This window comes from Acinetobacter wuhouensis, assembly GCF_001696605.3.
In the GTDB taxonomy this organism is placed as follows: domain Bacteria; phylum Pseudomonadota; class Gammaproteobacteria; order Pseudomonadales; family Moraxellaceae; genus Acinetobacter; species Acinetobacter wuhouensis.
Genome location: NZ_CP031716.1, coordinates 3831869 through 3851088, shown reverse-complemented (window position 1 = coordinate 3851088; position 19220 = coordinate 3831869). Strand labels below are relative to the sequence as shown.

General features: G+C 38.0%; 22 protein-coding genes. 11 read left to right on the top strand and 11 right to left on the bottom strand.

What is annotated here, in order from left to right:
* The first annotated feature begins 689 nt into the window (after positions 1 to 689).
* The 7 genes from rpmH to BEN71_RS19065 all read left to right on the top strand — a co-directional run bounded on the left by rpmH (position 690) and on the right by BEN71_RS19065 (position 5637).
* On the top strand, positions 690 to 824 hold the full coding sequence (gene rpmH / locus BEN71_RS19095) for a 50S ribosomal protein L34 (RefSeq protein WP_000831329.1): 135 nt from the start codon (positions 690 to 692) through the stop codon (positions 822 to 824).
* Between the two features lie 38 nt (positions 825 to 862).
* The gene (gene rnpA / locus BEN71_RS19090; RefSeq protein ID WP_068974157.1) at positions 863 to 1255 is read left to right on the top strand and encodes a ribonuclease P protein component; all 393 of its coding nucleotides are present in this window, start codon (positions 863 to 865) and stop codon (positions 1253 to 1255) included.
* Positions 1256 to 1264: 9 nt separating this feature from the next.
* Positions 1265 to 1585 (top strand): membrane protein insertion efficiency factor YidD, encoded by a 321-nt coding sequence (gene yidD, locus BEN71_RS19085; RefSeq protein WP_068974158.1) that lies wholly within the window; start codon positions 1265 to 1267, stop codon positions 1583 to 1585.
* A 5-nt stretch (positions 1586 to 1590) separates the two neighbouring features.
* Positions 1591 to 3330: a membrane protein insertase YidC gene (gene yidC / locus BEN71_RS19080; RefSeq protein ID WP_068974159.1), complete on the top strand. Its 1740-nt coding sequence runs from the start codon at positions 1591 to 1593 to the stop codon at positions 3328 to 3330.
* Positions 3331 to 3423: 93 nt separating this feature from the next.
* Entirely contained in the window at positions 3424 to 4788 is a 1365-nt protein-coding gene (gene mnmE, locus BEN71_RS19075) for a tRNA uridine-5-carboxymethylaminomethyl(34) synthesis GTPase MnmE (protein ID WP_068974160.1), read from the top strand.
* A 45-nt stretch (positions 4789 to 4833) separates the two neighbouring features.
* Complete coding sequence (locus BEN71_RS19070) at positions 4834 to 5127, top strand: hypothetical protein (protein WP_068974161.1); 294 nt, start codon at positions 4834 to 4836, stop codon at positions 5125 to 5127.
* 147 nt (positions 5128 to 5274) lie between these two features.
* A complete protein-coding gene (locus BEN71_RS19065; RefSeq protein WP_068974162.1) occupies positions 5275 to 5637 on the top strand; it encodes a NirD/YgiW/YdeI family stress tolerance protein in 363 nt (120 codons plus the stop codon).
* 25 nt (positions 5638 to 5662) lie between these two features.
* Here the strand turns inward: BEN71_RS19065 and BEN71_RS19060 are convergent, their stop codons facing one another.
* Both BEN71_RS19060 and BEN71_RS19055 read right to left on the bottom strand, forming a co-directional pair.
* Positions 5663 to 6835: an MFS transporter gene (locus BEN71_RS19060; protein ID WP_068974163.1), complete on the bottom strand. Its 1173-nt coding sequence runs from the start codon at positions 6833 to 6835 to the stop codon at positions 5663 to 5665.
* A gap of 184 nt (positions 6836 to 7019) precedes the next feature.
* Complete coding sequence (locus BEN71_RS19055) at positions 7020 to 7286, bottom strand: metal/formaldehyde-sensitive transcriptional repressor (RefSeq protein WP_068974164.1); 267 nt, start codon at positions 7284 to 7286, stop codon at positions 7020 to 7022.
* Positions 7287 to 7374: 88 nt separating this feature from the next.
* Between BEN71_RS19055 and dmeF the strand changes: the two genes are divergently transcribed.
* Positions 7375 to 8370, top strand: coding sequence for a CDF family Co(II)/Ni(II) efflux transporter DmeF (gene dmeF / locus BEN71_RS19050; RefSeq protein WP_068974165.1), 996 nt, complete (start codon positions 7375 to 7377; stop codon positions 8368 to 8370).
* 94 nt (positions 8371 to 8464) lie between these two features.
* A complete protein-coding gene (locus tag BEN71_RS19045) occupies positions 8465 to 9166 on the top strand; it encodes a DsbC family protein (RefSeq protein WP_068974166.1) in 702 nt (233 codons plus the stop codon).
* Between the two features lie 80 nt (positions 9167 to 9246).
* Here the strand turns inward: BEN71_RS19045 and BEN71_RS19040 are convergent, their stop codons facing one another.
* From BEN71_RS19040 to guaD, 3 genes are all read right to left on the bottom strand, one after another.
* Positions 9247 to 9498 (bottom strand): GlsB/YeaQ/YmgE family stress response membrane protein, encoded by a 252-nt coding sequence (locus BEN71_RS19040; protein ID WP_068974167.1) that lies wholly within the window; start codon positions 9496 to 9498, stop codon positions 9247 to 9249.
* Positions 9499 to 9699: 201 nt separating this feature from the next.
* Complete coding sequence (hpt, locus tag BEN71_RS19035; RefSeq protein WP_068974168.1) at positions 9700 to 10227, bottom strand: hypoxanthine phosphoribosyltransferase; 528 nt, start codon at positions 10225 to 10227, stop codon at positions 9700 to 9702.
* A 249-nt stretch (positions 10228 to 10476) separates the two neighbouring features.
* On the bottom strand, positions 10477 to 11793 hold the full coding sequence (guaD, locus tag BEN71_RS19030; protein ID WP_068974169.1) for a guanine deaminase: 1317 nt from the start codon (positions 11791 to 11793) through the stop codon (positions 10477 to 10479).
* 247 nt (positions 11794 to 12040) lie between these two features.
* On the opposite strand from guaD, the gene BEN71_RS19025 reads away from it, so the two are divergent.
* Positions 12041 to 12514 (top strand): hypothetical protein, encoded by a 474-nt coding sequence (locus BEN71_RS19025; protein ID WP_068974170.1) that lies wholly within the window; start codon positions 12041 to 12043, stop codon positions 12512 to 12514.
* 68 nt (positions 12515 to 12582) lie between these two features.
* Here the strand turns inward: BEN71_RS19025 and BEN71_RS19020 are convergent, their stop codons facing one another.
* The 3 genes from BEN71_RS19020 to BEN71_RS19010 all read right to left on the bottom strand — a co-directional run bounded on the left by BEN71_RS19020 (position 12583) and on the right by BEN71_RS19010 (position 15416).
* Positions 12583 to 13359, bottom strand: a complete 777-nt coding sequence (locus BEN71_RS19020; protein WP_068974171.1) for an LlaMI family restriction endonuclease — start codon at positions 13357 to 13359, stop codon at positions 12583 to 12585.
* A 445-nt stretch (positions 13360 to 13804) separates the two neighbouring features.
* Positions 13805 to 14965 carry a glutathionylspermidine synthase family protein gene (locus BEN71_RS19015; RefSeq protein WP_068974172.1) on the bottom strand — a complete coding sequence of 387 codons (1161 nt, stop codon included), beginning with the start codon at positions 14963 to 14965 and terminating at the stop codon, positions 13805 to 13807.
* A gap of 61 nt (positions 14966 to 15026) precedes the next feature.
* Positions 15027 to 15416 carry a hypothetical protein gene (locus BEN71_RS19010; RefSeq protein ID WP_068974173.1) on the bottom strand — a complete coding sequence of 130 codons (390 nt, stop codon included), beginning with the start codon at positions 15414 to 15416 and terminating at the stop codon, positions 15027 to 15029.
* Positions 15417 to 15643: 227 nt separating this feature from the next.
* Between BEN71_RS19010 and BEN71_RS19005 the strand changes: the two genes are divergently transcribed.
* A complete protein-coding gene (locus BEN71_RS19005; protein ID WP_068974174.1) occupies positions 15644 to 16204 on the top strand; it encodes a nucleotidyltransferase family protein in 561 nt (186 codons plus the stop codon).
* Here BEN71_RS19005 and BEN71_RS19000 read toward each other — a convergent pair.
* The 3 genes from BEN71_RS19000 to BEN71_RS18990 all read right to left on the bottom strand — a co-directional run bounded on the left by BEN71_RS19000 (position 16201) and on the right by BEN71_RS18990 (position 19146).
* Positions 16201 to 16596, bottom strand: a complete 396-nt coding sequence (locus tag BEN71_RS19000; RefSeq protein WP_068974175.1) for a hypothetical protein — start codon at positions 16594 to 16596, stop codon at positions 16201 to 16203. The genes BEN71_RS19005 and BEN71_RS19000 overlap by 4 nt on opposite strands.
* Positions 16597 to 16688: 92 nt before the next feature.
* Positions 16689 to 17654 carry a TerC family protein gene (locus BEN71_RS18995; RefSeq protein ID WP_068974176.1) on the bottom strand — a complete coding sequence of 322 codons (966 nt, stop codon included), beginning with the start codon at positions 17652 to 17654 and terminating at the stop codon, positions 16689 to 16691.
* A 280-nt stretch (positions 17655 to 17934) separates the two neighbouring features.
* A complete protein-coding gene (locus BEN71_RS18990) occupies positions 17935 to 19146 on the bottom strand; it encodes a sugar transporter (protein WP_068974177.1) in 1212 nt (403 codons plus the stop codon).
* Positions 19147 to 19220 lie beyond the last annotated feature (74 nt).

Genomic DNA, 19220 nt, shown 5'->3' with positions numbered 1-19220 from the left:
GTGAAACCCCTTCATTCCATTTTAAATTCAAAAAAGACCATTTCCCCCTGTGCACAGATTAAGGGGGTCGCCATTCTAACCAAGTTATCCACATCTGTCATGACCAATTCGGTCTAATTCGTTTAAAAAAACAACTTTCCGCGAATAAATTTAAATTTAAACCACTTGTGGATAAGATTTATCACTTGCTGTGGATAAATTAGCACATAAACTTATCCACAATCTATCAAATTAATAAAAACACAGTTATTCACAACTTAAATAAATGTTATTTAAAAATAAAAGTGCGTTTCCCACAGAAAAAACGAGTGCTAATAATAATAAATTTTAAATTTTAAATTTGAATTTATTTATAAGAGCAGAGCTTTTTGTGGATAAGTCCAATATTATGAATTTAAATTCAAATTTCCAAGATTTTAAATTTAAAAATCGCAAATTAAATTTAAAATCTTTCAAACCTATGGATAACTTTGAGGATATATCTGTTGGTAACTTCTATTTATACTATAAAATAATAAGTTATGTTGTGAATATTTTTTTGATTACTTTATCTATATAAAATGATGAAATTCTATAGATGTGTAAAATAACAACGAATATCGTAAAGTTAAGGCAATATTCATTGACTGAATAAGGAATGCACAATATAATCGCGAACCTTTAGAAAAGATCAATTTTGGAGTTTCGATATGAAACGTACATTCCAACCATCTGAATTAAAGCGTAAGCGCGTTCATGGTTTCCGTGCTCGTATGGCTACTAAGGCTGGTCGTCAAGTATTAGCTCGCCGTCGTGCAAAAGGTCGTCACAGCTTAACTGTTTAATTCGTTAGACAGTTAGTTAGTACATGACTTTGGGTGTTATGTCTCTTTATAGTTTCAGTCCAGCGGTGAGAATCCATTGTGCTGCAGATTACAAAGGTGTATTTGATGGTGCGCTTTTTAAAGTGCATCAACCCCATTTTATTTTTTTAGCAAAGTTAACCGAACAGCCTAAAAGCCGTTTGGGTATTGTTGTTGCTAAGAAGAAAGTGCGCCGTGCGCATGAAAGAAATCGAATAAAACGTTTAACACGTGAAAGTTTTCGTTTAAACCAGCAAAATATTGACTTATTGGATATTGTGGTCATGCCTAAAGTAGGTATTGAAACTGTACCCAATGCTGAATTGTTTCAGCAGTTAGAATTTGCTTGGTTAAAATTGCAACGTATTGTTAAAAAGCACCATAAAATAGCTCAATCCTCCCCTCAAAAATAGAGGAAGCCAATGATTCGTATATTGCATTGGTTGATCCGTTTCTATCAAATTGCGATTAGTCCGCTCATTGGACCCCGTTGTCGTTATATTCCGACTTGTTCTCAATATTCGTTAGAAGCAATCCACACGCACGGCGCATTAAAAGGCAGCTGGTTAGCCACTAAACGTGTCTGTCGTTGTCATCCATGGGGTGGTTATGGTTATGATCCTGTGCCGAAAAAAACAATTCGTTTTATTTCATTTCAGCAAATAGATTCTCAAACGCTTCATGTTCCTGTACCCTTGCGTGAACGTTTATTGAACCAAAATCACTCTAACCACTTGGGGTAATAGATATGCAACAATGGGCCAGGTTTGCAATCCTTGGGGCCATGTTAGTCACCGCATATTTGCTCATTTTGGCTTGGCAAAAAGACTATGGTCAGGATGCTACAACGAAAGCTGCGACTCCGCAGGCTGTTGTGGCTCATGATGTCTCTGCCGATTTGCCAAAAGGTCAAGCAACTGCGACTACTAGCGATGTTCCGCAAGCCAATGTAGCTGCTGCACAACAAAATACAGCTGCGCCAGCCACAGCAAATCAACAACTGATTTCAGTACAAACTGACCTTTATCATCTTTGGATTAGTCCGAAAGGTGGTGATATTGTTCGTATTGAATTACTGAATCATGACAAAAGCAAAGATAGCGATCAGCCTTTTGTTATGCTTGAAAGTGATGCAAAACGTACCTATGTGGCACAATCTGGGTTAATCGGACTCAATGGTCCAGACAGTAAACCAGATCGTCCAAATTATGCGTTCGAAAAAGCGACTTATACGCTTGCTGACGCGAAAGCGACTAAAGATAAAGACGGTAAGACCTCTGATGTTTTAACCATACCAATGGTATTAAAATCGGCAGATGGCGTCGAAATCATCAAAACATTTACCGTTAAAAAAGGTGAATATCCGATTGATGTGAGCTATCAGGTGGTTAACCGTAGCGCACAGAACTGGCAAGGACAAATGTTCGGTCAGATCAAACGTGATAACTCGGATGATCCTGGTAAAACTTCACAAGGTATTTTCACCCTTGGAACATATCTTGGTGGTGCTTGGGGTACGCCTGATGAACACTACAATAAATTAAAGTTTGCTAATTTTACTGATGAAAAACTCAATACCGAAGCGAAAGGTGGTTGGGTGGCAATGGTTCAGCATTACTTTGTAAGTGCTTGGATGCCAGGTCATTTTGGTGGTCAACAATACACAGCAAAATTGGAATCTCGTAAATCTGCAGATGGTATGAATATCATTGGATTTACCTCTCCAACGATTAATGTTCCTGCTGGTAAAGCAATGAGCATTGATGCGACGTTCTATTCTGGTCCAAAAATTCAATCTGAGTTAAAAGATTTGGCAGCAGGTTTAAACCAAACTGTTGATTATGGTTGGTTATGGCCGATTGCGAAGTTATTGTTTGCAGGCTTACAGTTCTTCCATAATTTAGTGGGTAACTGGGGTTGGTCAATTATTCTATTGACTGTATTGGTGAAACTGATTCTTTGGCCATTATCGTCTAAGAGCTACCGTTCTATGGCGAAAATGCGTGTGATTGCACCTGAAATGCAACGCATGAAAGAAGAATTTGGTGAAGACCGCATGCGTTTCTCTCAAGAGATGATGGCGCTTTACAAACGCGAACAAGTAAATCCTCTTGCTGGTTGTTTACCGCTCCTTCTACAAATGCCAATCTTCCTTGCATTGTATTGGGTATTGATGGAATCTGTTGAGCTTCGTCATGCACCGTGGATGCTTTGGATTCAAGATTTATCTGCGATGGATCCTTGGTTCATCTTGCCGTTGATCATGGGTGTGACCATGTTTGTTCAACAAATGTTGAACCCACAGCCAACTGATCCTATGCAAGCAAAAGTGTTCAAAATCATGCCGATTATGTTCACTGTATTCATGTTGTTCTTCCCTGCTGGTCTAGTTTTGTACTGGATTGTGAACAACTCGATCACAATTTTACAGCAATGGTTTATCAACAAATCTGTTGAAAAAGCGAAAGCTGAACCAGAAGTGGTTTAATTGATTTAAACATCAATCCAACTGCTGAAAAAATCCGCTTGAGATGCTAATCTTAGGCGGATTTTTTTATTGTCAAAATTTGAGTAGATTTACATGACGAATAGTATCAACCTGACCACAATCGCTGCCATTGCAACACCTCCTGGACGTGGTGGTGTAGGTGTGATTCGTCTATCTGGCCCAAAAGCCTATGTGATTGCTCAAGCCTTGACACAAAAAGAATTACCGAAAGCGCGCTTTGCAGGTTTCCGTCAGTTTTTTGATGATCAAGGCGAAGTGATGGATGAGGGGCTGGCGATTTGTTTCCCAAACCCACACTCATTCACTGGTGAAGATGTGGTTGAATTACAAGGTCATGGCGGTCCTGTGATTCAAAATGCCCTGCTTGCCCGTTTACTGGAGCTCGGTGCGACTGCTGCAAAAGCAGGTGAGTTTTCCATGCGTGCTTTTGAAAATGGCAAAATGGATTTGGTACAAGCAGAAGCGATTGCCGATTTGATTGATGCGACATCACAAGCAGCAGCACGTTCCGCGGTACGTTCGCTTCAAGGTGCATTTTCCAACAAAGTAAATGCTGTGTTGCAAAATTTAATTCATTTGCGTTTGCATGTAGAAGCTGCGATTGATTTTCCCGAAGAAGAAATTGATTTTCTAGCAGATGGTAAAATTTTAGCCTTGCTTGAAGGTGTACAAGCTTCGGTAACTGAGGTTCAGACCTCTGCACGTCAAGGGCAATTACTCCGTGAAGGCTTACAAGTGGTCATCGCAGGTAAACCGAATGCGGGTAAGTCTTCATTGCTGAATGCTTTGGCGGGCAATGATCGTGCGATTGTCACCGATATTGCGGGGACGACACGTGATGTGCTTCATGAAAAAATCACTTTGAATGGTTTACCCATTACCCTTACGGATACTGCTGGTTTGCGTGAAACAGGAGATGTGGTGGAGCGTGAAGGGATCCGCCGTGCTATTAAAGAAATTGAACAAGCAGATTTATTGCTTTTGGTGTATGACTTGAGCCAAGGTGAAAATCCTTTGGCTTTAGCGCAGGAATATTTTGCTGATCATCTTGAACCAAAACGTCTGATGCTGATTGGGAATAAGTGTGATTTGACAGCACAACAAGCTGAATTAAGTGATTTTGAAGGTTTCCGTCATATTACTGTTTCAGCAAAACAGGAAACAGGTGTGCAAGCGCTCATAGATGCGATTACAGCGCATGCAGGCTTCCAACCAGAAGAAGATACCTTTATTGCTCGAACTCGTCATTTAGACGCAATGAAGCGCACTCAGCACTATCTTGCTGAGGCACATGAGCAACTTGTGGTGTATCAAGCTGGTGAATTGGTCGCGGAATCGCTTCGTTTAGCACAAAATGCATTGGGTGAGATTACAGGTGATTTTAGTGCAGATGATTTGCTGGGGGTGATTTTTGGATCGTTTTGTATTGGAAAGTAGTTGTAATTATTGATTTAAAATGATTACTTAAACGGATTATAGTCAATGGAAGCATTCAAAACATTGAGAGTTGTCACCCCTGAAGGCAACTGTTTTGCGGTATTTCCTCAAGATGCTTTGCACTGCGAGTTAAAGGGATTTAATGCAGCAGCCATTTATTATTTTGAAAGTAATATGTTTAAACAACATGGTTATCCGATTGTACTTGAAGATATAAATTTTGATTCATTTTTGATGTATTGTAATCGCCCCGATTTAGGGGTTCTGATCGAGGATGAGTTTGTTGATGAAGAGTACGATATGTGCTTAGGATATCAAGTCAAATTTACCCTAGATTAGAAAATTTATTTATTTTTAATGTTTTATTTAAGCTGACATAAATGTCAGCTTTTTTATGATTTTATTTATCATTTAGTACATTTTATTTACAGTACAGATCTTAATATTTTAAGCTTAAACAGAATTCCTTAAAGTAAGGTTCTGTTTATGAAAAAGTCTCCTCTATTACTCACTGTTATTTTACTTGGTCTAACAGCAAATGTTTGGGCGGGAAAAGATGATCAAGCCATTATTCAAGAAGCTGCTAAAAATAATATCACTGTAGCGCAAGCTTTACGTGCCAATGATGAAGTTGCGGTGACTTTGACTGGAACAATCGTCGGTCAGATTAAACACGAGCATTATGAACTCAAAGATAGTACGGGAACGATTGGAATAGAGGTCGATGATGATTTGATTGATTTAAAACAGTTGAAATCAGGTACTCAAGTCAAAGTCGTTGGTGAGGTGGATACACATCGTTATAAACCGACAGATATTGAAGTCGTTAAAATTGAAATCATTCCTTAAATAAAAAGGCGCTAAGCGCCTTTTTTTATGTGGTTTTAAGCTTTAAATGATTGATCAACAGGTAAACACATAGCGCACCTACCCCTGCACAGAAACCTAAAACACCTGTTATCAAACCAAAATGATCCGATAAATAGCCTGCAAAAATAACAGGAACAATCGTACCAAAATACGCAATAAACAAATAAGTCGAAACCACCGCAGCACAGTTATCAGGATTGGTCATGCGATGCACCAAAGCAAAAGCAGCCAATAAACCCATACCATGTCCCATTCCCACACAGATCACACTGATAAAGAAAATAAAGCCTAAGTCTAAAATCATACAAATGGACAGAATGAGATAACTGCTGATTAATAAAATTAAACCAGCATTTAAAGCTTTATGCATATCCATTGATTTTGCTGCAAATTGTACAATTGCAGAAACAAGAAGAATGCTGGCAATGGTTGCACCACTGATCAAAGGACCATGCCAAGGGATAATATCTATGATAAAAGATGGTGCTAAAGAAGCAAATAAACTGAACGAACCAAAAGCACAAAATGCTGTAAAACTTGCAATATAAAACTGTTTTTTAAATTGAGCTTCGGGAAGTTCTAAATGTGGCGCAATAGAAAAAGGTTGTTTCTCAGGTCGAATGGTTTTAATACTAAATAGGCTAATTAAGCTGATCGAGGTAGCAATAATGACAGGGATATAAGGCGTCACGAGTGGTTGATCAGAAAATTGCGCAATTGCCCCACCAATGAAAGGTCCAAGACCGAATCCTAATACGGTAATGATTGAACTTAATTGTGCTGCATTTTGTTTGTGCGAATTTGGAATGGTGTAAATCAAACCCAACATGGCAGAGGTACTGATCAGACCTGATGCAATACCAATAATAAAGCGCCCAAATCCAAGATAGTAAGTATTTGAAGCAAATACAGAAAGTGTTAAGCCGATGACCGCAAACAACAATCCAATCTGCAAAGTTCGAATAAACCCAAAACTATTACTGGTACGACCTAGAAATAACAATGTGGTCATACAACCGAACATATAGGCGACAAAAATATAAGTAATATGGCTTGGGAGTAAGTGCCAAAGTTGTTGATAAATTGGATATAAAGGGCTAGCAAGTGCCGTACCAATCGTACCGATACATAAAGCAAGGCTGACCATGAAAAATGGACGCCATGATTGCTGATTCATAGATTTAGAGCTTAAAAAAGGAAATTTAGATGCGTTATATAGACCTAAATTTTGCAGACAAAAATGCGGAACGTGTTTAATCAACGTCAGCATCGAAAAAAAACGATATATTGGGAGATTAAAACTTAATCACTTTAGGGTCAATCAAAAATTAAAAGATAACGAAAAATATTATTCCTCTGTTTTAACAATAGCGCTTCAATAACTTTAAAAATTCCTGTAACTCTACTTTATCTACAGCGTGTGGATCTTGAATCACATGTTCAGTTAAATGTTGTTCAATCAATTCATTCATCAAACCATTGACTGCCCCTTTTATTGCTGCAACTTGCTGTAGCACTGAAATACAAGAACTGTCTGGCTGATTTAAGGCTTCTTCAACAGCTTGAATTTGACCTTTTAAACGCTTTACACGATTGAGGACTTTTTTATCTTGGTGTAAATGACTCATCACGATCATCCTCTAAATATATACTCCCTTATAGTATATTTTAAATTGAAATAATATACTAAGGGGGAGTATATAGGATTAGTCCCTCATGCAATTTAAAACCATACAACGCCAACACAGTCATCAATTTGATGAAGGTAATCCATTGGCACAAAAGAAAATCTTATTTGCAACAATACTCACTGCAGTCATGATGATTTTTGAGATCGTGGGTGGTTGGGTATTTAACTCTATGGCACTGCTTGCAGATGGTTGGCATATGAGCTCGCATATGATTGCACTGGGATTGGCTTATGTTGCCTATCGTGCAGCTCGGCATTATGCACAAGATGCTCGGTTTAGTTTTGGAACATGGAAAATCGAAATTTTAGCGGGATATAGCAGTGCGATTATCCTGATGCTTGTGGCGATTCTTATGGCATTTCAATCAATTGAACGCATATTTTCTCCTGTTCCGATTCATTTTAATGAAGCGATACCGATTGCAGTCGTTGGTTTATTGGTCAATTTAATTTGTACTTGGTTATTACATGATGGCGGTCACGAGCATGGGCATCATCATGGGCATGGTCATTCACATACACATTCACATCATGCACATTCAGGTCATGGACACTCGCATGATGTGCACGATTTAAACCATCGAGCTGCTTTTCTCCATGTTGTCGCTGATGCTGTGACCTCTGTTTTGGCAATATTGGCATTAATTGCAGGGAAATATTTTGGCTGGAATTTTTTAGATCCAATCCTCGGCATAGTGGGTGCTTTTCTCGTTGCAAATTGGTCATGGAGCTTGATTCGTCAAACAGGTAAAACCTTACTTGATGCTGAAATGGATGAGCCTGTGGTAAATGAAATTCGTGAAGCGATTGATGAACTCAAAAGTGAGGTGAAAATTACAGATATTCATGTATGGAAAGTGGGAAAAGCAAAGTTTTCAGTGATTTTGGCGCTTGAAACAAGTGATAAAAATCTTAATGCCGATATGATTCGTCAAGCTTTATCCATCCATGAAGAATTGATTCATATTTCAGTCGAAATAAATCAGATTTCGATGTTTAACTTTGTTTCACGTGGAACTTAATGTTTTAAGAAAACATCCTCACAGTTTTCAAACAAGTGTCCTACTAAACTATGTTTTAATGTCGCCTATTCTGATTTTTGATTTTTTTAGAAATATGTTAAAGCAATTTATAGCATTGAGTTTAAGTCTTACGTTGTGTTCAGTCAGTTTTGCCAGTGTAGATACTGTGAAAGCGAAATTAGCTCAACAATATCCCAATATAAAAATTGATAATCTGAAAACAACGGAGATGCAAGGTTTATATAGTGGGACATTAGACGATAAAATTATTTATGTGAATGAAGATGCCCAACATATTTTCATTGGTTCAATGATTCGCTTAAAAGATCAACATAACTTAACTAAAGATCTAGTCGATCAGAAAAATTATGTAGATTTTAAAACTTTACCTCTGAATGATGCTATTAAAACAGTGAGGGGGAATGGAAAGCGTCAGCTTGCGATCTTTTCTGACCCAAATTGCCCATATTGCAAGGTTCTTGAAGGGAATTTAGCTAAACTCAATGATGTGACGATTTACACATTCATTTACCCAATCAAAGCGCAATCTATTCTTCCATCGAAGCAAGTGTGGTGTTCAAGCAATAAAGCATACGCTTGGAAGAATTTAATTCAAAGTGGAATAAAACCTACTGCGCCTGCAAACTGTGCAACACCGATTGATCGTAATCTGGAATTAGGTCAAAAATTAGGTTTGCAGGGTACGCCAGCTATTATTTTTTCAAATGGTTATAAAGCGATGGGGGCTTATCCAGCAGATGAAATAGAAAAGCTTTGGCAAAAGTTTGGATTGTAATTTAAGTGTTTTTAACACTGTTTAAAACACAAAAAAGCACCAGTTTATGGTGCTTTTTGCTGATCTTTAAAAGTTTTGAATTAAGTGCGTTTTGAAACAAAGTTATAGATAAATAACACGATGATCGCACCGACCACAGAAGCGATAAATCCTGCCGATGCCCCATTTTTATATAGACCCAGAAATTGTCCCCCATAAGTTGCAACTAAAGAGCCAATGATCCCCAATGCAGTTGTCACTAGAAAGCCAGCTTTGTCATCACCAGGATGGATTGCGCGAGCAATCAGACCTGCAAAAAAACCAATGATAATGGCACCGATTAATGACATCATAAGATTTCTCCTTTCTTTCTATTGCTAAGCGTAATTGCGTTATTCAAGTTAACTCTTTCTATATTCAAATATTTTAGAGTTTTGAAATAGCCTAGATATGCTAAAAGTTGTTGCATTTTTGTTCATTTTAAAATTCCAGATATTAAAAAAGCGACCGAAGTCGCTTAGAAAATTTAGGTCTATAAATTTTTTGAATTCAGCTTAAAGACCAACTTCACCAATAAAAGGAATATGGCGGTATTTTTGATCATAGTCTAAGCCATAACCAACGATAAATTTATCTTCAACTTCAAAGCCTAAGAATTTAACCTCTAAATCAATCTCACGGCGTGAAGGTTTGCTGACTAAAGTACACAGCTCAATAGAGTTAGGCTCGCGTGTACTAAGGATGTCTAATACTTTGCTCAATGTGTTGCCTGAGTCGATGATGTCTTCTACGATTAAGACATCTTTACCACGAATTTCACCATCTAAATCTTTGAGAATTTTGACATCACGGCTCGATGTTGTACCACCGCCATAGCTTGAAACTGTCATAAAGTCGAGTTCGTGAGTTTTAGTGATTGCACGACATAAATCAGCCATAAAAATAACTGAACCACGCAATAAACCGATTAAAACCAGTTCTTTGTCGCTATTGGCATAATGCGCATCAATTTTTTTACCAAGTTCTTGAACTTTTGCATGAATTTCTTCAGCAGAAATCATTACTTTCATTTCAACAGTCATGGGAAATACCTAAAACTAAACAGCAAATTCTAAAATAAAAAAGGCGTTGACCAGCAACACCTAAAAGATGCATCAATTTTAAAACATATCAGCTCAAGATGCATCTTTTTTGACAATTGGATATGTAATTTTCACATTTTCAAAGTCAAGTTTTAGTGTGCGTCGCGCTTAAGGAGTAAAGCACACGCCACAAAAACCACGCCGATCAGAATCAATTTCTGCTTTGATCTTTTAGGCGGTTGATCATCTTTAGACTTGCTCATAAGCTTTTTGACCATAAATATACGTGGCTTGAATATTGCGATCATCGCCCATGGTAAATAAGGCAAATAATGCATCTTCAATATTCTTGGCACGTTGTTGGCGTAAGGTTTGTAATGCTGTGGCTTTCAGATTCAGCACGACAAAATCGGCTTCTTTCCCGATATTAAAATTACCAAGCTTATCATCCAAATGCAGTGCTTTTGCACCACCGAGTGTTGCATGATAAAGCGATTCCATCGCTGACAGTTTATCAGCTTGTAGCTGTTGAACTTTATAGGCTTCATTGATGGTTTGTAACTGGCTAAATGAAGTCCCTGCGCCAATGTCAGTACCTAAACCGACTTTGACTTGTTTTTCCCATGTTTTTTTCAATGGAAATAAGCCACTACCAAGGAATAAATTTGAGGTAGGACAAAATGCAATCGCAGAATCAGTATCATGCATACAATCCCACTCATGTTCTTCCAAATGCACACAATGGGCAAAAACAGATCGCTCCCCTGTTAAGCCATAGTGATGATAAACATCCAAATAGCCTTTTTGTTCAGGAAATAATTCTTTGACCCAAGCAATTTCATTTTTATTTTCACTTAAATGGGTATGCACATAGACATCGGGATATTCAGCTTTGAGCTGCCCTGCTTTTGCCAATTGCTCAGGTGTAGACGTTGGTGCGAAGCGTGGAGTGATCGCGTAGAGATTACGTCCTTTACCATGCCATTTCTCAATCAAAGCTTTAGAGTCGGTATAAGCGCTTTCTGCTGTGTCTGTCAGTGCTTCAGGTGCATGACGATCCATCATCACTTTACCTGCGATTAAACGCATTTGGTGGCGTTCTGCTGCTTCAAATAATGCATTGACAGATTGTGGATGGACGGTACAGAAAACCAGTGCTGTGGTTGTACCATTTTTTAAGAGTTCTTGAACAAAAAAATGCGCGATTTGATCGGCATAGTTTTTATCGGCAAATTGAATTTCAGTAGGAAAAGTATAGGTATTTAACCATTCTAAAAGCTGTTCGCCGTAAGCGCCCACCATTTCAGTTTGTGGGAAATGGATATGCGTATCAATAAATCCTGGCACAATCAGTTGCTCAGGATAATGTTCAATTTGCGTATTTTCGGGAATGTGCTGTTGACCTGCTTCCCATTCTCCAAACCAACTAATTTTGCCGTTTTGAGTAATGAGTAGACCATCTTCTACATATCGCACTTGGTCGTGTATTTCACGCGCTTGGGCAACTGTATTCTGAATATCAAGGAAACGACCACGAATCGCTGTCGTTGCAATTACAGAAGACATTTTTAACCTGCGTTTTGACTTTTTTCAGTTGATTGTACCCTAAAGATCAAGATGACGCTGTACGTGGTTTTAGCTCTATTTACATTGAAGATGGAATATTGATATTTTTGAATCGCTTAAATTTAAATTTTTGAATGGATGTTCGATTCAAAATATCAGTCAATGATTATTTGTGTAGATGACTTTATCTTTACATCAAGAATCGGTACAGTGTCGGCAAATGATGAAATAAGAGACAATAATATTTATGTATTTTTGGAATACTAAAGCCCTTGCGCATGAATTATCAGAAGATACTTTAGAAAAGCGCCATTATAAAAACTATTATTTAATCGCAGCATTGGTGGTCAGCGCCGTGTATTACTACGGAATGTATTCACCTTATTATGATGTCCGTGTGATTGGTTTAGAATGCCTCCTGACATTAGTGATCATGTTCATTGGGATTCAGCGTTGCTATGTTGCGAATGGCGGTGACAATGGTGTGCATTTTATGAATAGAATCACAGCACTTTCTTTCCCTATTCTTCTACAAACAACGGTAGCAGGGATTGCTTTTGGTTTGGTTTTATTGGGAATTTACCAATATTTTCAACTTGAAAACACGGCATTTGATCTATGGTATGAGTGGTGTGTATCTGCATTTACGATTTTTCTTCAAGTACTCTTCTTTACCCGTTTAAATAAATACATGAAACGTGTGGCTGAACATACGATCTAATATTTTTATAACATATTAAAAATAAAGCGCTTTAATTTAAGGTTAAAGCGCTTTATACGTTAGAAAAATTAGTAAGATCGAACGACCAATGCATCCCAAAGTGAATTACTTGCTCGCCAGTGACTGTAGGGGCGACGATTTGATTCATACATGCCAGAATCAAAAAAGATCACGCCTTGTTTGACGAGTCGGATCCATTTTTCAAAAGATAATGGTTCACCGAACTCAATCGCTACATATTTTCCTGAATCATCGGTTTTACATCTAAACCAACCATTCTGATTAAATTTTTGATTGACCCTTTGACGCATTTTGTCTGCACTCCAACGGGCAATCACCAGATCATCTTTCTTAAATTCTTCAGGGACGAGTGTTGATTTGTGGGTTCGATTGTCAAAGGAATAGCTATATTGAATTTCAATATGATTGTGTGCTGTTACTTTTAGGATACAACCATATTGATTTCTTTGGTTAATTTTAGGAATAGCACTGCCCGACCAAGATAAACGGTTATCTTTATCCTCATTGGGTTTTCCAAAAGTAGGTAAAAAGTACTTATTGCGTCGGGTAAGCGCATTTTCACCAGTATTCCATTGAATAATATGCGGGTCATTGAAAATAAAATAAGTTGGACTCCAATCCCCAAAGGTGGTTTTGATTGAAGTCTGGTTTTTCATTTCAAAACCCATTAGATCGGCTTCTGCTTTTGCATTGGGTTTAATCCCCATTTGCTTTTCTAACCAATGACCGACTTTACCGTCATGGTTGGTATTATATTGACTGGAATCAGCGCGCTTTCCTAAAACATTCTTCTTGAAAATCTCAACAATAGCTTGTTCTGACATCAGAATTTTCCTTTTTATTCATTAAAAACCACGATCACTTTTGGAATTGAATGTGATGGGTTAAGTTATTTTTCATTGCTTTGGAGAATGAATATTCTCTTAGATTTATTAAATTTACTTATCAATAATCTAGTGGATTATTTAAATTAATTACAAGATTAACAGTGTTGCTTTTTATTTCATCAGTTTTGAAACAATGCTGAATTTTTAAATTTGGAAATGCGGCTTCACATTTCATCATCAGTATTTTTAAAGAAAATGACAAATAGCCCTATACAGATAAAAATCGAAGGGACAATAAAATTTTGTAATGGAATAGCCACTCCACTTGCTGTTGGTAAACCTTTAAGACTGATTCAGAGGAGGCATTGAAAGAGTTCAAATAATATAAAACATATTCCAATGATTCATTTCACGATAAAGAATGTGTACTTAAATTTGAGTGCTATTCTACAAAATAATGCGCCGCAAAATGTGCATCATTGCCAATAATATCGAACTCATCTTCACGGATCGACATGCCTGCACAAGTGTGTCCAACCATCCATAAACCAAGCGTAGGTAATTTGCCATCAAACAATGGTGTCTCTACCCATTTCTGCGCGATGTAACCATATTTATCATAATCATCGAAATAGAAACTGCCTGAAGCTGCACCTTGATCGACATTGTCCTGAACCACACGAATATTGGCGCCTTCACGGGCTAAAATCGGTTTTTTTGCCCATTTCCCTTGCAACTGCATATCGTTTTTAAAAGCATGCGATTCGAGTAATAAAGGATGATTGGGAAACTTCTTCCACAGTTCAACTAAGATTGCCTTATTCGACAAGAGCATTTTCCAGCACGGCTCAACCCAATTGGTCTCAGGCTTTAAATATTGTGAAAAGTTTTCTTCCCAAACCCATTCCCATGGGTAAAGTTTGAATAGGTTTTGGATATTTTGATCATTTAGATCAAGGAAATTTTGCCCATCCCAACCGATATTTTCCATGGAGAGTTCAGAAACTTTATGCCCTGCTTGGAACGCTGTATCCATTAAATATTCGAGATTGCCCCAATCCTCACGCCCTGCTTCTTGGCAAGCTGCAAAATGAATATGTGAGCCACGAGGAAAAATGGTTTTCCAGCGCTTGATCAAATCTTCATGAATGCTGTTGAACTGATCACGATGCGGAATATTTTCAACTTGTTCAATCCAATGCCATTGTGCAACAGAAGCTTCAAGTAAACCTGTCGGAGTATCGGCATTGTATTCCAACATTTTGATCTGATGACCATCGTAGGCAAAGTCAAAACGTCCATAGAGCATCGGTGCTTGATGATGCCATGAATGTTCAATCAGTGGAATTGCTGCCTGCGGAATCTGAAAATAGTCAGGATAGTTGCCCTTTTGAATCATTTCTCCAGCCACTTGCATACACATTTGATGCAGTTCATTGGAGGCATCTTCAAGTTGCTCTATTTGCTTTAAAGTAAACTCATAAGCCACGCCTTCTGACCAATAAATCGAGCCATCTAATGATGGGAGATTGTAATAATCAAAACCGATTTGCTCATGTTGTTGTTGCCAGTCGGGACGTGCTTGGAAGCGTTTTCTTTTCATAAGATATTAGGAGAATAGTGAAAGCTTAAACATTAAATATAGAGGGGGTAAAACGTGTAAATTATCCACCAAAAGAGAAGCCACTACGACCAAAGCCACCACGGACAGGTGAGGATTTACTACTACTTTTACTAACTTGGGAAACAAAGGGTTGTCCCACACTGAGATTGGTCGAAGGCTCAACTTTACGACCTAAATAGTTCACTTTTCGATTGCCATCATAATACTGTGGTCCGACATAGCGTGTGCCTGAACCACCATAATAATATCCACCGCCATGTGAACTACTTGAAGATGTCGTGGTTTGCTCTTCTTCACATAGTTCTGTATTCCAATCATATGAACAATCATATTGACTATTGTAAACATCTTGAACAAGCGGTTTGTCATTACTACTACAAGCAGTGATTAAGAGCGGAACGACAACCAGACTGATTTTTTTTGAACGCATGATTTGCCTTACATCATTCGGAATTTTTATCTATTTGCTTTATAAATGATAAAAAAGAAAATTATTTTATACGCCGTATAATATGAGTATGAGGGGTGAATGTACAGTCTGTGAGCGGATAAAAAAAGATAAAAAGTATGTTTGATTGAAAATTGATGTTATGGATGATATTCAAAACATCTGGAAAGTTTTATTTCAAAATAGACATTCGAGATAGGCGGTAAGGCATGAAATATTCACAAGATTTGAAGCAGATCATCTATGCACATCCTGTATTTTTACATCGTTTAAAATTTCTCAGAGAAATAAATTCTTCTGCTTATTTAAGCGCTGGCGTTATTCGCAATATGGTGTGGTCAGTTTTGCATGATCAGCACTATCTCATTGAACAGACTGAGATTGATGTGATTTTTTATGATACAAACGCTATTGAAGATGAACAGCAACGATTAACACAATTACTCAGTCAAAAGTTTCCTGAAAATACATGGGATGTGGTCAATCAAGCCTTTGTCCATACTTGGTATACAACTGATGATGGTCGCTCTGTTGCACAATATTCATCATTAGCAGAAGCACTTGCAACTTGGCCAGAAACTGCGACTGCAATTGCAGTACGATTATTGAAAAATGATGATCTGGAGATCATTGCGCCATTTGGTTTAAATGATTTGTTTGAACTTAAAGTCCGTTGGAATGATTGTTTGGTGAGTCACGAAGTATTCTTAGAGCGTGTGCAATCTAAACGGTTTTTTGAGCGTTGGAATAGACTAGAAATCATAGATTAGTTTTCTAAGATAAGCGTAATACCATTATATCGAATATCATAGTCTAGCGATGCTTTTGCCCATGCTGTATCGAGTATAGATACTTTAGAATTATGCTCAATTTTAACTTTGAGTTTAGATTTAAGCTTTTTTACGATTTTAGAATCGACTAAATGCCCTTCTTCAGCCCAAAGCATAATAAAAAATTTTAGCCCTGTTGGCAGTTGTTCAACATAGATATTATTGCCCGTATGACCATATATTTTGAAAGTATTTTTAATAGTCCAAAGCTGTTTTTCTTGATTAAATTCAGTATGAAATAACCCATTGATCAAATTTTCTAAAGTAATCGCTCGTCCATCAATGGATACATTTTTGCTTTGAAAGTTAATGGTTAAACATGCATCGTTCATTTTATTCTCTTATTTCGCTGTATCACTAATCTACTGTTTTTACGTGGAATAAAAAAGCCCTCCATTCGGAAGGCTCTGTATTTTCAATCAACTTATAAGGTTGTTTCGTTGTATTTTTTACTATGACGAATTGACAGAATTGCAGTAATCGTCAAGACAATCACAATGAAACTTAACGAGATCCAAATTGGCATGTGGAACACATCGAGCATGAGCATCTTAAAGCCGATGAACACAAGAATCAGACCCAAGCCATAGGGTAGATAATGCATTTTCGATGCAGCACCTGACAGTAAGAAGAACATCGCACGTAGACCTAAGATTGCCATTAAGTTTGCTGTGAGTACAATGAACGGGTCAGTGGTAACAGCAAAGATCGCAGGGATTGAATCAACAGCAAAGATCACATCTGATGCTTCAACCAAGATCAATACAAGGAATAATGGGGTTGCCCACAGTACACCATTTTGACGAACAAAGAATTTGCCACCTTCGAGCTGTGGCGTGATCCGCATGTGTTTACGTAACCATTTTAAAATCGCCATATCTTCGATATTGGTGTCTTCTTCTTCCTGACCTTTGAGGAATTTAAAACCTGTATAGACGAGGAATGCACCGAAGAGATAGAGAATCCAAGAGAACTCTTGAACGAACCATGCACCGATAAAGATAAAAATGGTTCTTAAAACGATCGCACCCAATACACCATAAAGTAATAATTTACGTTGTAATGCAGGCGAAATACTAAATGCCGCGAAGATCATCATCCACACGAATACATTATCAATTGCGAGGGATTTTTCCAGTAAATAACCTGCAAAATACTCCATGGTTTTTGCATTTGCGATGGTCACGCCTGCTGTTTGTTGTAGATAGAACCACAAGCCACCACCAAAAAGTGTTGCAATAGTGACCCATGCAATACTCCAATAGGCTGCGGTTTTGACTTTGACTTCTTGCCCTTCTTTTTGTTTAAAACCAAGAAAGTCAATCAGTAACATGACACTGACGATGGCAAAGAACGCCAGATATAGCCATGGATTGCCAATGGATTCCATAAAATTCTCCAAGTCTGGCAATCAATCAGGCATAAAAAAACCTTGATCAGTTGCCAGATGATTAAACATCTGTATCAACATGATCAAGGTCTTGCCTACATTATCTTATGCGGATAATGCTCAGATACCGGCATTTTTATCTTAATCAGAAAAAATGCGTAATGACGATAGTCTGATGGGAGGCTACTCCCCTTGTTCAACAAATTGGGTTAAAGAAATCGTTGATTTCTTAATATGCGCACAGAATCGCATATTTATAAGCAATGTGCAAATTATTTGTTTATTTAATACCCGTTAAAAAGTCTTTACGCTGTACTAAAACCAGTGCCAATAATGTCCCTATCACTGCAATGATTCCACCGACAATACCGATTTGATTCAAACCAAAGTTTGTTGTGGCAAGACCACCAATCAAAGCACCTGCACCGATACCGACATTGTATAAGCCTGAATGAATCGCCATAGAGACATCGGTTGCATCTGAAGCAAAATCCAAGGTTTTGGCTTGTTGCGCAAGACTGAAACAAATAATTGCCATGCCCCAAAGCCCACAAATCACGCTGAAACTGATGAAGTTTGTAGACAGTGGAATGAGCAATAACATGGCAGCTGCAATCACAGCACTGCTTAATGGGATTGGTAATTTCGGATATTTACGGGCAAATTTTCCAAATAAATAAGAGCCAAGAAAACCAGTGACACCATAAACTAGCAATAATGTTGTGGTTTGTGATGAGCTAAAATGTGCAATATTTAAGGCAAATGGTTCAATATAGCTATAGGCGGTAAATTGTGCCGTCACTACAATCACGGTTAAGGCAAATACCATCAACAAGCTAGGGCGTTGCCAAAACAGTTTCAGACTGCTGAGTGACCCCGAATTGACACTTGGTAATTTGGGTAAGGTTTTTGCCAAAATAAAGCACACAAGCGTTGCACCGATGGCAATCAGCGCAAAAGTATTACGCCAACCGTAGGTTTCACCAATCATTCGCCCAAATGGAATCCCTAAGACCATTGCCAATGCTGTACCAGTGGCGAGTAAGCCCAAAGCTTGTAATTCTTTGCCTTTTGGCGCAACCCGCACCGCCAATGAAGCAGTAATTGACCAAAATAGTGCATGAGCGAATGCGATGCCGATACGACTCAGCAACAGCACATTAAAACTCCATGAGAAGTAAGATAAAACATGACTCACGACAAAAACAGAAAACAGTGCGATCAGTAAAAAGCGCCGTTCAATATTTTTGGTTAACAGCATAATTGGTAATGACATGGGAGCAACCACCCATGCATATAGGGTGATCATGATGCCTGCATCTGTTGCAGGCATGGCAAAGCTATTTCCAATATCACTAAGTAAAGCAACAGGAACAAATTCAGTGGTATTAAAAATAAATGCAGCGAAAGCCAGACTAATCACACTGATCCATTGTTGAGTTTCACTGGGAGCAGGTTGTGGCATAGGGTTTTGGGGAGTAGAGGCTGACATAGTCAAGAATTTAAAAGAATAGTCCTAAATTTTAGGCTGATTTTTTTTAAATGTTAAGTTGAGTTTTGATATAA

Excerpts from the sequence above, each read along its gene's own strand:
- rpmH (WP_000831329.1), top strand. The coding sequence starts at position 690 with ATGAAACGTACATTCCAACCATCTGAATTAAAGCGTAAGCGCGTTCAT.
- rnpA (WP_068974157.1), top strand. The coding sequence starts at position 863 with ATGTCTCTTTATAGTTTCAGTCCAGCGGTGAGAATCCATTGTGCTGCA.
- yidD (WP_068974158.1), top strand. The coding sequence starts at position 1,265 with ATGATTCGTATATTGCATTGGTTGATCCGTTTCTATCAAATTGCGATT.
- yidC (WP_068974159.1), top strand. The coding sequence starts at position 1,591 with ATGCAACAATGGGCCAGGTTTGCAATCCTTGGGGCCATGTTAGTCACC.
- mnmE (WP_068974160.1), top strand. The coding sequence starts at position 3,424 with ATGACGAATAGTATCAACCTGACCACAATCGCTGCCATTGCAACACCT.
- BEN71_RS19070 (WP_068974161.1), top strand. The coding sequence starts at position 4,834 with ATGGAAGCATTCAAAACATTGAGAGTTGTCACCCCTGAAGGCAACTGT.
- BEN71_RS19065 (WP_068974162.1), top strand. The coding sequence starts at position 5,275 with ATGAAAAAGTCTCCTCTATTACTCACTGTTATTTTACTTGGTCTAACA.
- BEN71_RS19060 (WP_068974163.1), bottom strand. The coding sequence starts at position 6,835 with ATGAATCAGCAATCATGGCGTCCATTTTTCATGGTCAGCCTTGCTTTA.
- BEN71_RS19055 (WP_068974164.1), bottom strand. The coding sequence starts at position 7,286 with ATGAGTCATTTACACCAAGATAAAAAAGTCCTCAATCGTGTAAAGCGT.
- dmeF (WP_068974165.1), top strand. The coding sequence starts at position 7,375 with ATGCAATTTAAAACCATACAACGCCAACACAGTCATCAATTTGATGAA.
- BEN71_RS19045 (WP_068974166.1), top strand. The coding sequence starts at position 8,465 with ATGTTAAAGCAATTTATAGCATTGAGTTTAAGTCTTACGTTGTGTTCA.
- BEN71_RS19040 (WP_068974167.1), bottom strand. The coding sequence starts at position 9,498 with ATGATGTCATTAATCGGTGCCATTATCATTGGTTTTTTTGCAGGTCTG.
- hpt (WP_068974168.1), bottom strand. The coding sequence starts at position 10,227 with ATGACTGTTGAAATGAAAGTAATGATTTCTGCTGAAGAAATTCATGCA.
- guaD (WP_068974169.1), bottom strand. The coding sequence starts at position 11,793 with ATGTCTTCTGTAATTGCAACGACAGCGATTCGTGGTCGTTTCCTTGAT.
- BEN71_RS19025 (WP_068974170.1), top strand. The coding sequence starts at position 12,041 with ATGTATTTTTGGAATACTAAAGCCCTTGCGCATGAATTATCAGAAGAT.
- BEN71_RS19020 (WP_068974171.1), bottom strand. The coding sequence starts at position 13,359 with ATGTCAGAACAAGCTATTGTTGAGATTTTCAAGAAGAATGTTTTAGGA.
- BEN71_RS19015 (WP_068974172.1), bottom strand. The coding sequence starts at position 14,965 with ATGAAAAGAAAACGCTTCCAAGCACGTCCCGACTGGCAACAACAACAT.
- BEN71_RS19010 (WP_068974173.1), bottom strand. The coding sequence starts at position 15,416 with ATGCGTTCAAAAAAAATCAGTCTGGTTGTCGTTCCGCTCTTAATCACT.
- BEN71_RS19005 (WP_068974174.1), top strand. The coding sequence starts at position 15,644 with ATGAAATATTCACAAGATTTGAAGCAGATCATCTATGCACATCCTGTA.
- BEN71_RS19000 (WP_068974175.1), bottom strand. The coding sequence starts at position 16,596 with ATGAACGATGCATGTTTAACCATTAACTTTCAAAGCAAAAATGTATCC.
- BEN71_RS18995 (WP_068974176.1), bottom strand. The coding sequence starts at position 17,654 with ATGGAATCCATTGGCAATCCATGGCTATATCTGGCGTTCTTTGCCATC.
- BEN71_RS18990 (WP_068974177.1), bottom strand. The coding sequence starts at position 19,146 with ATGTCAGCCTCTACTCCCCAAAACCCTATGCCACAACCTGCTCCCAGT.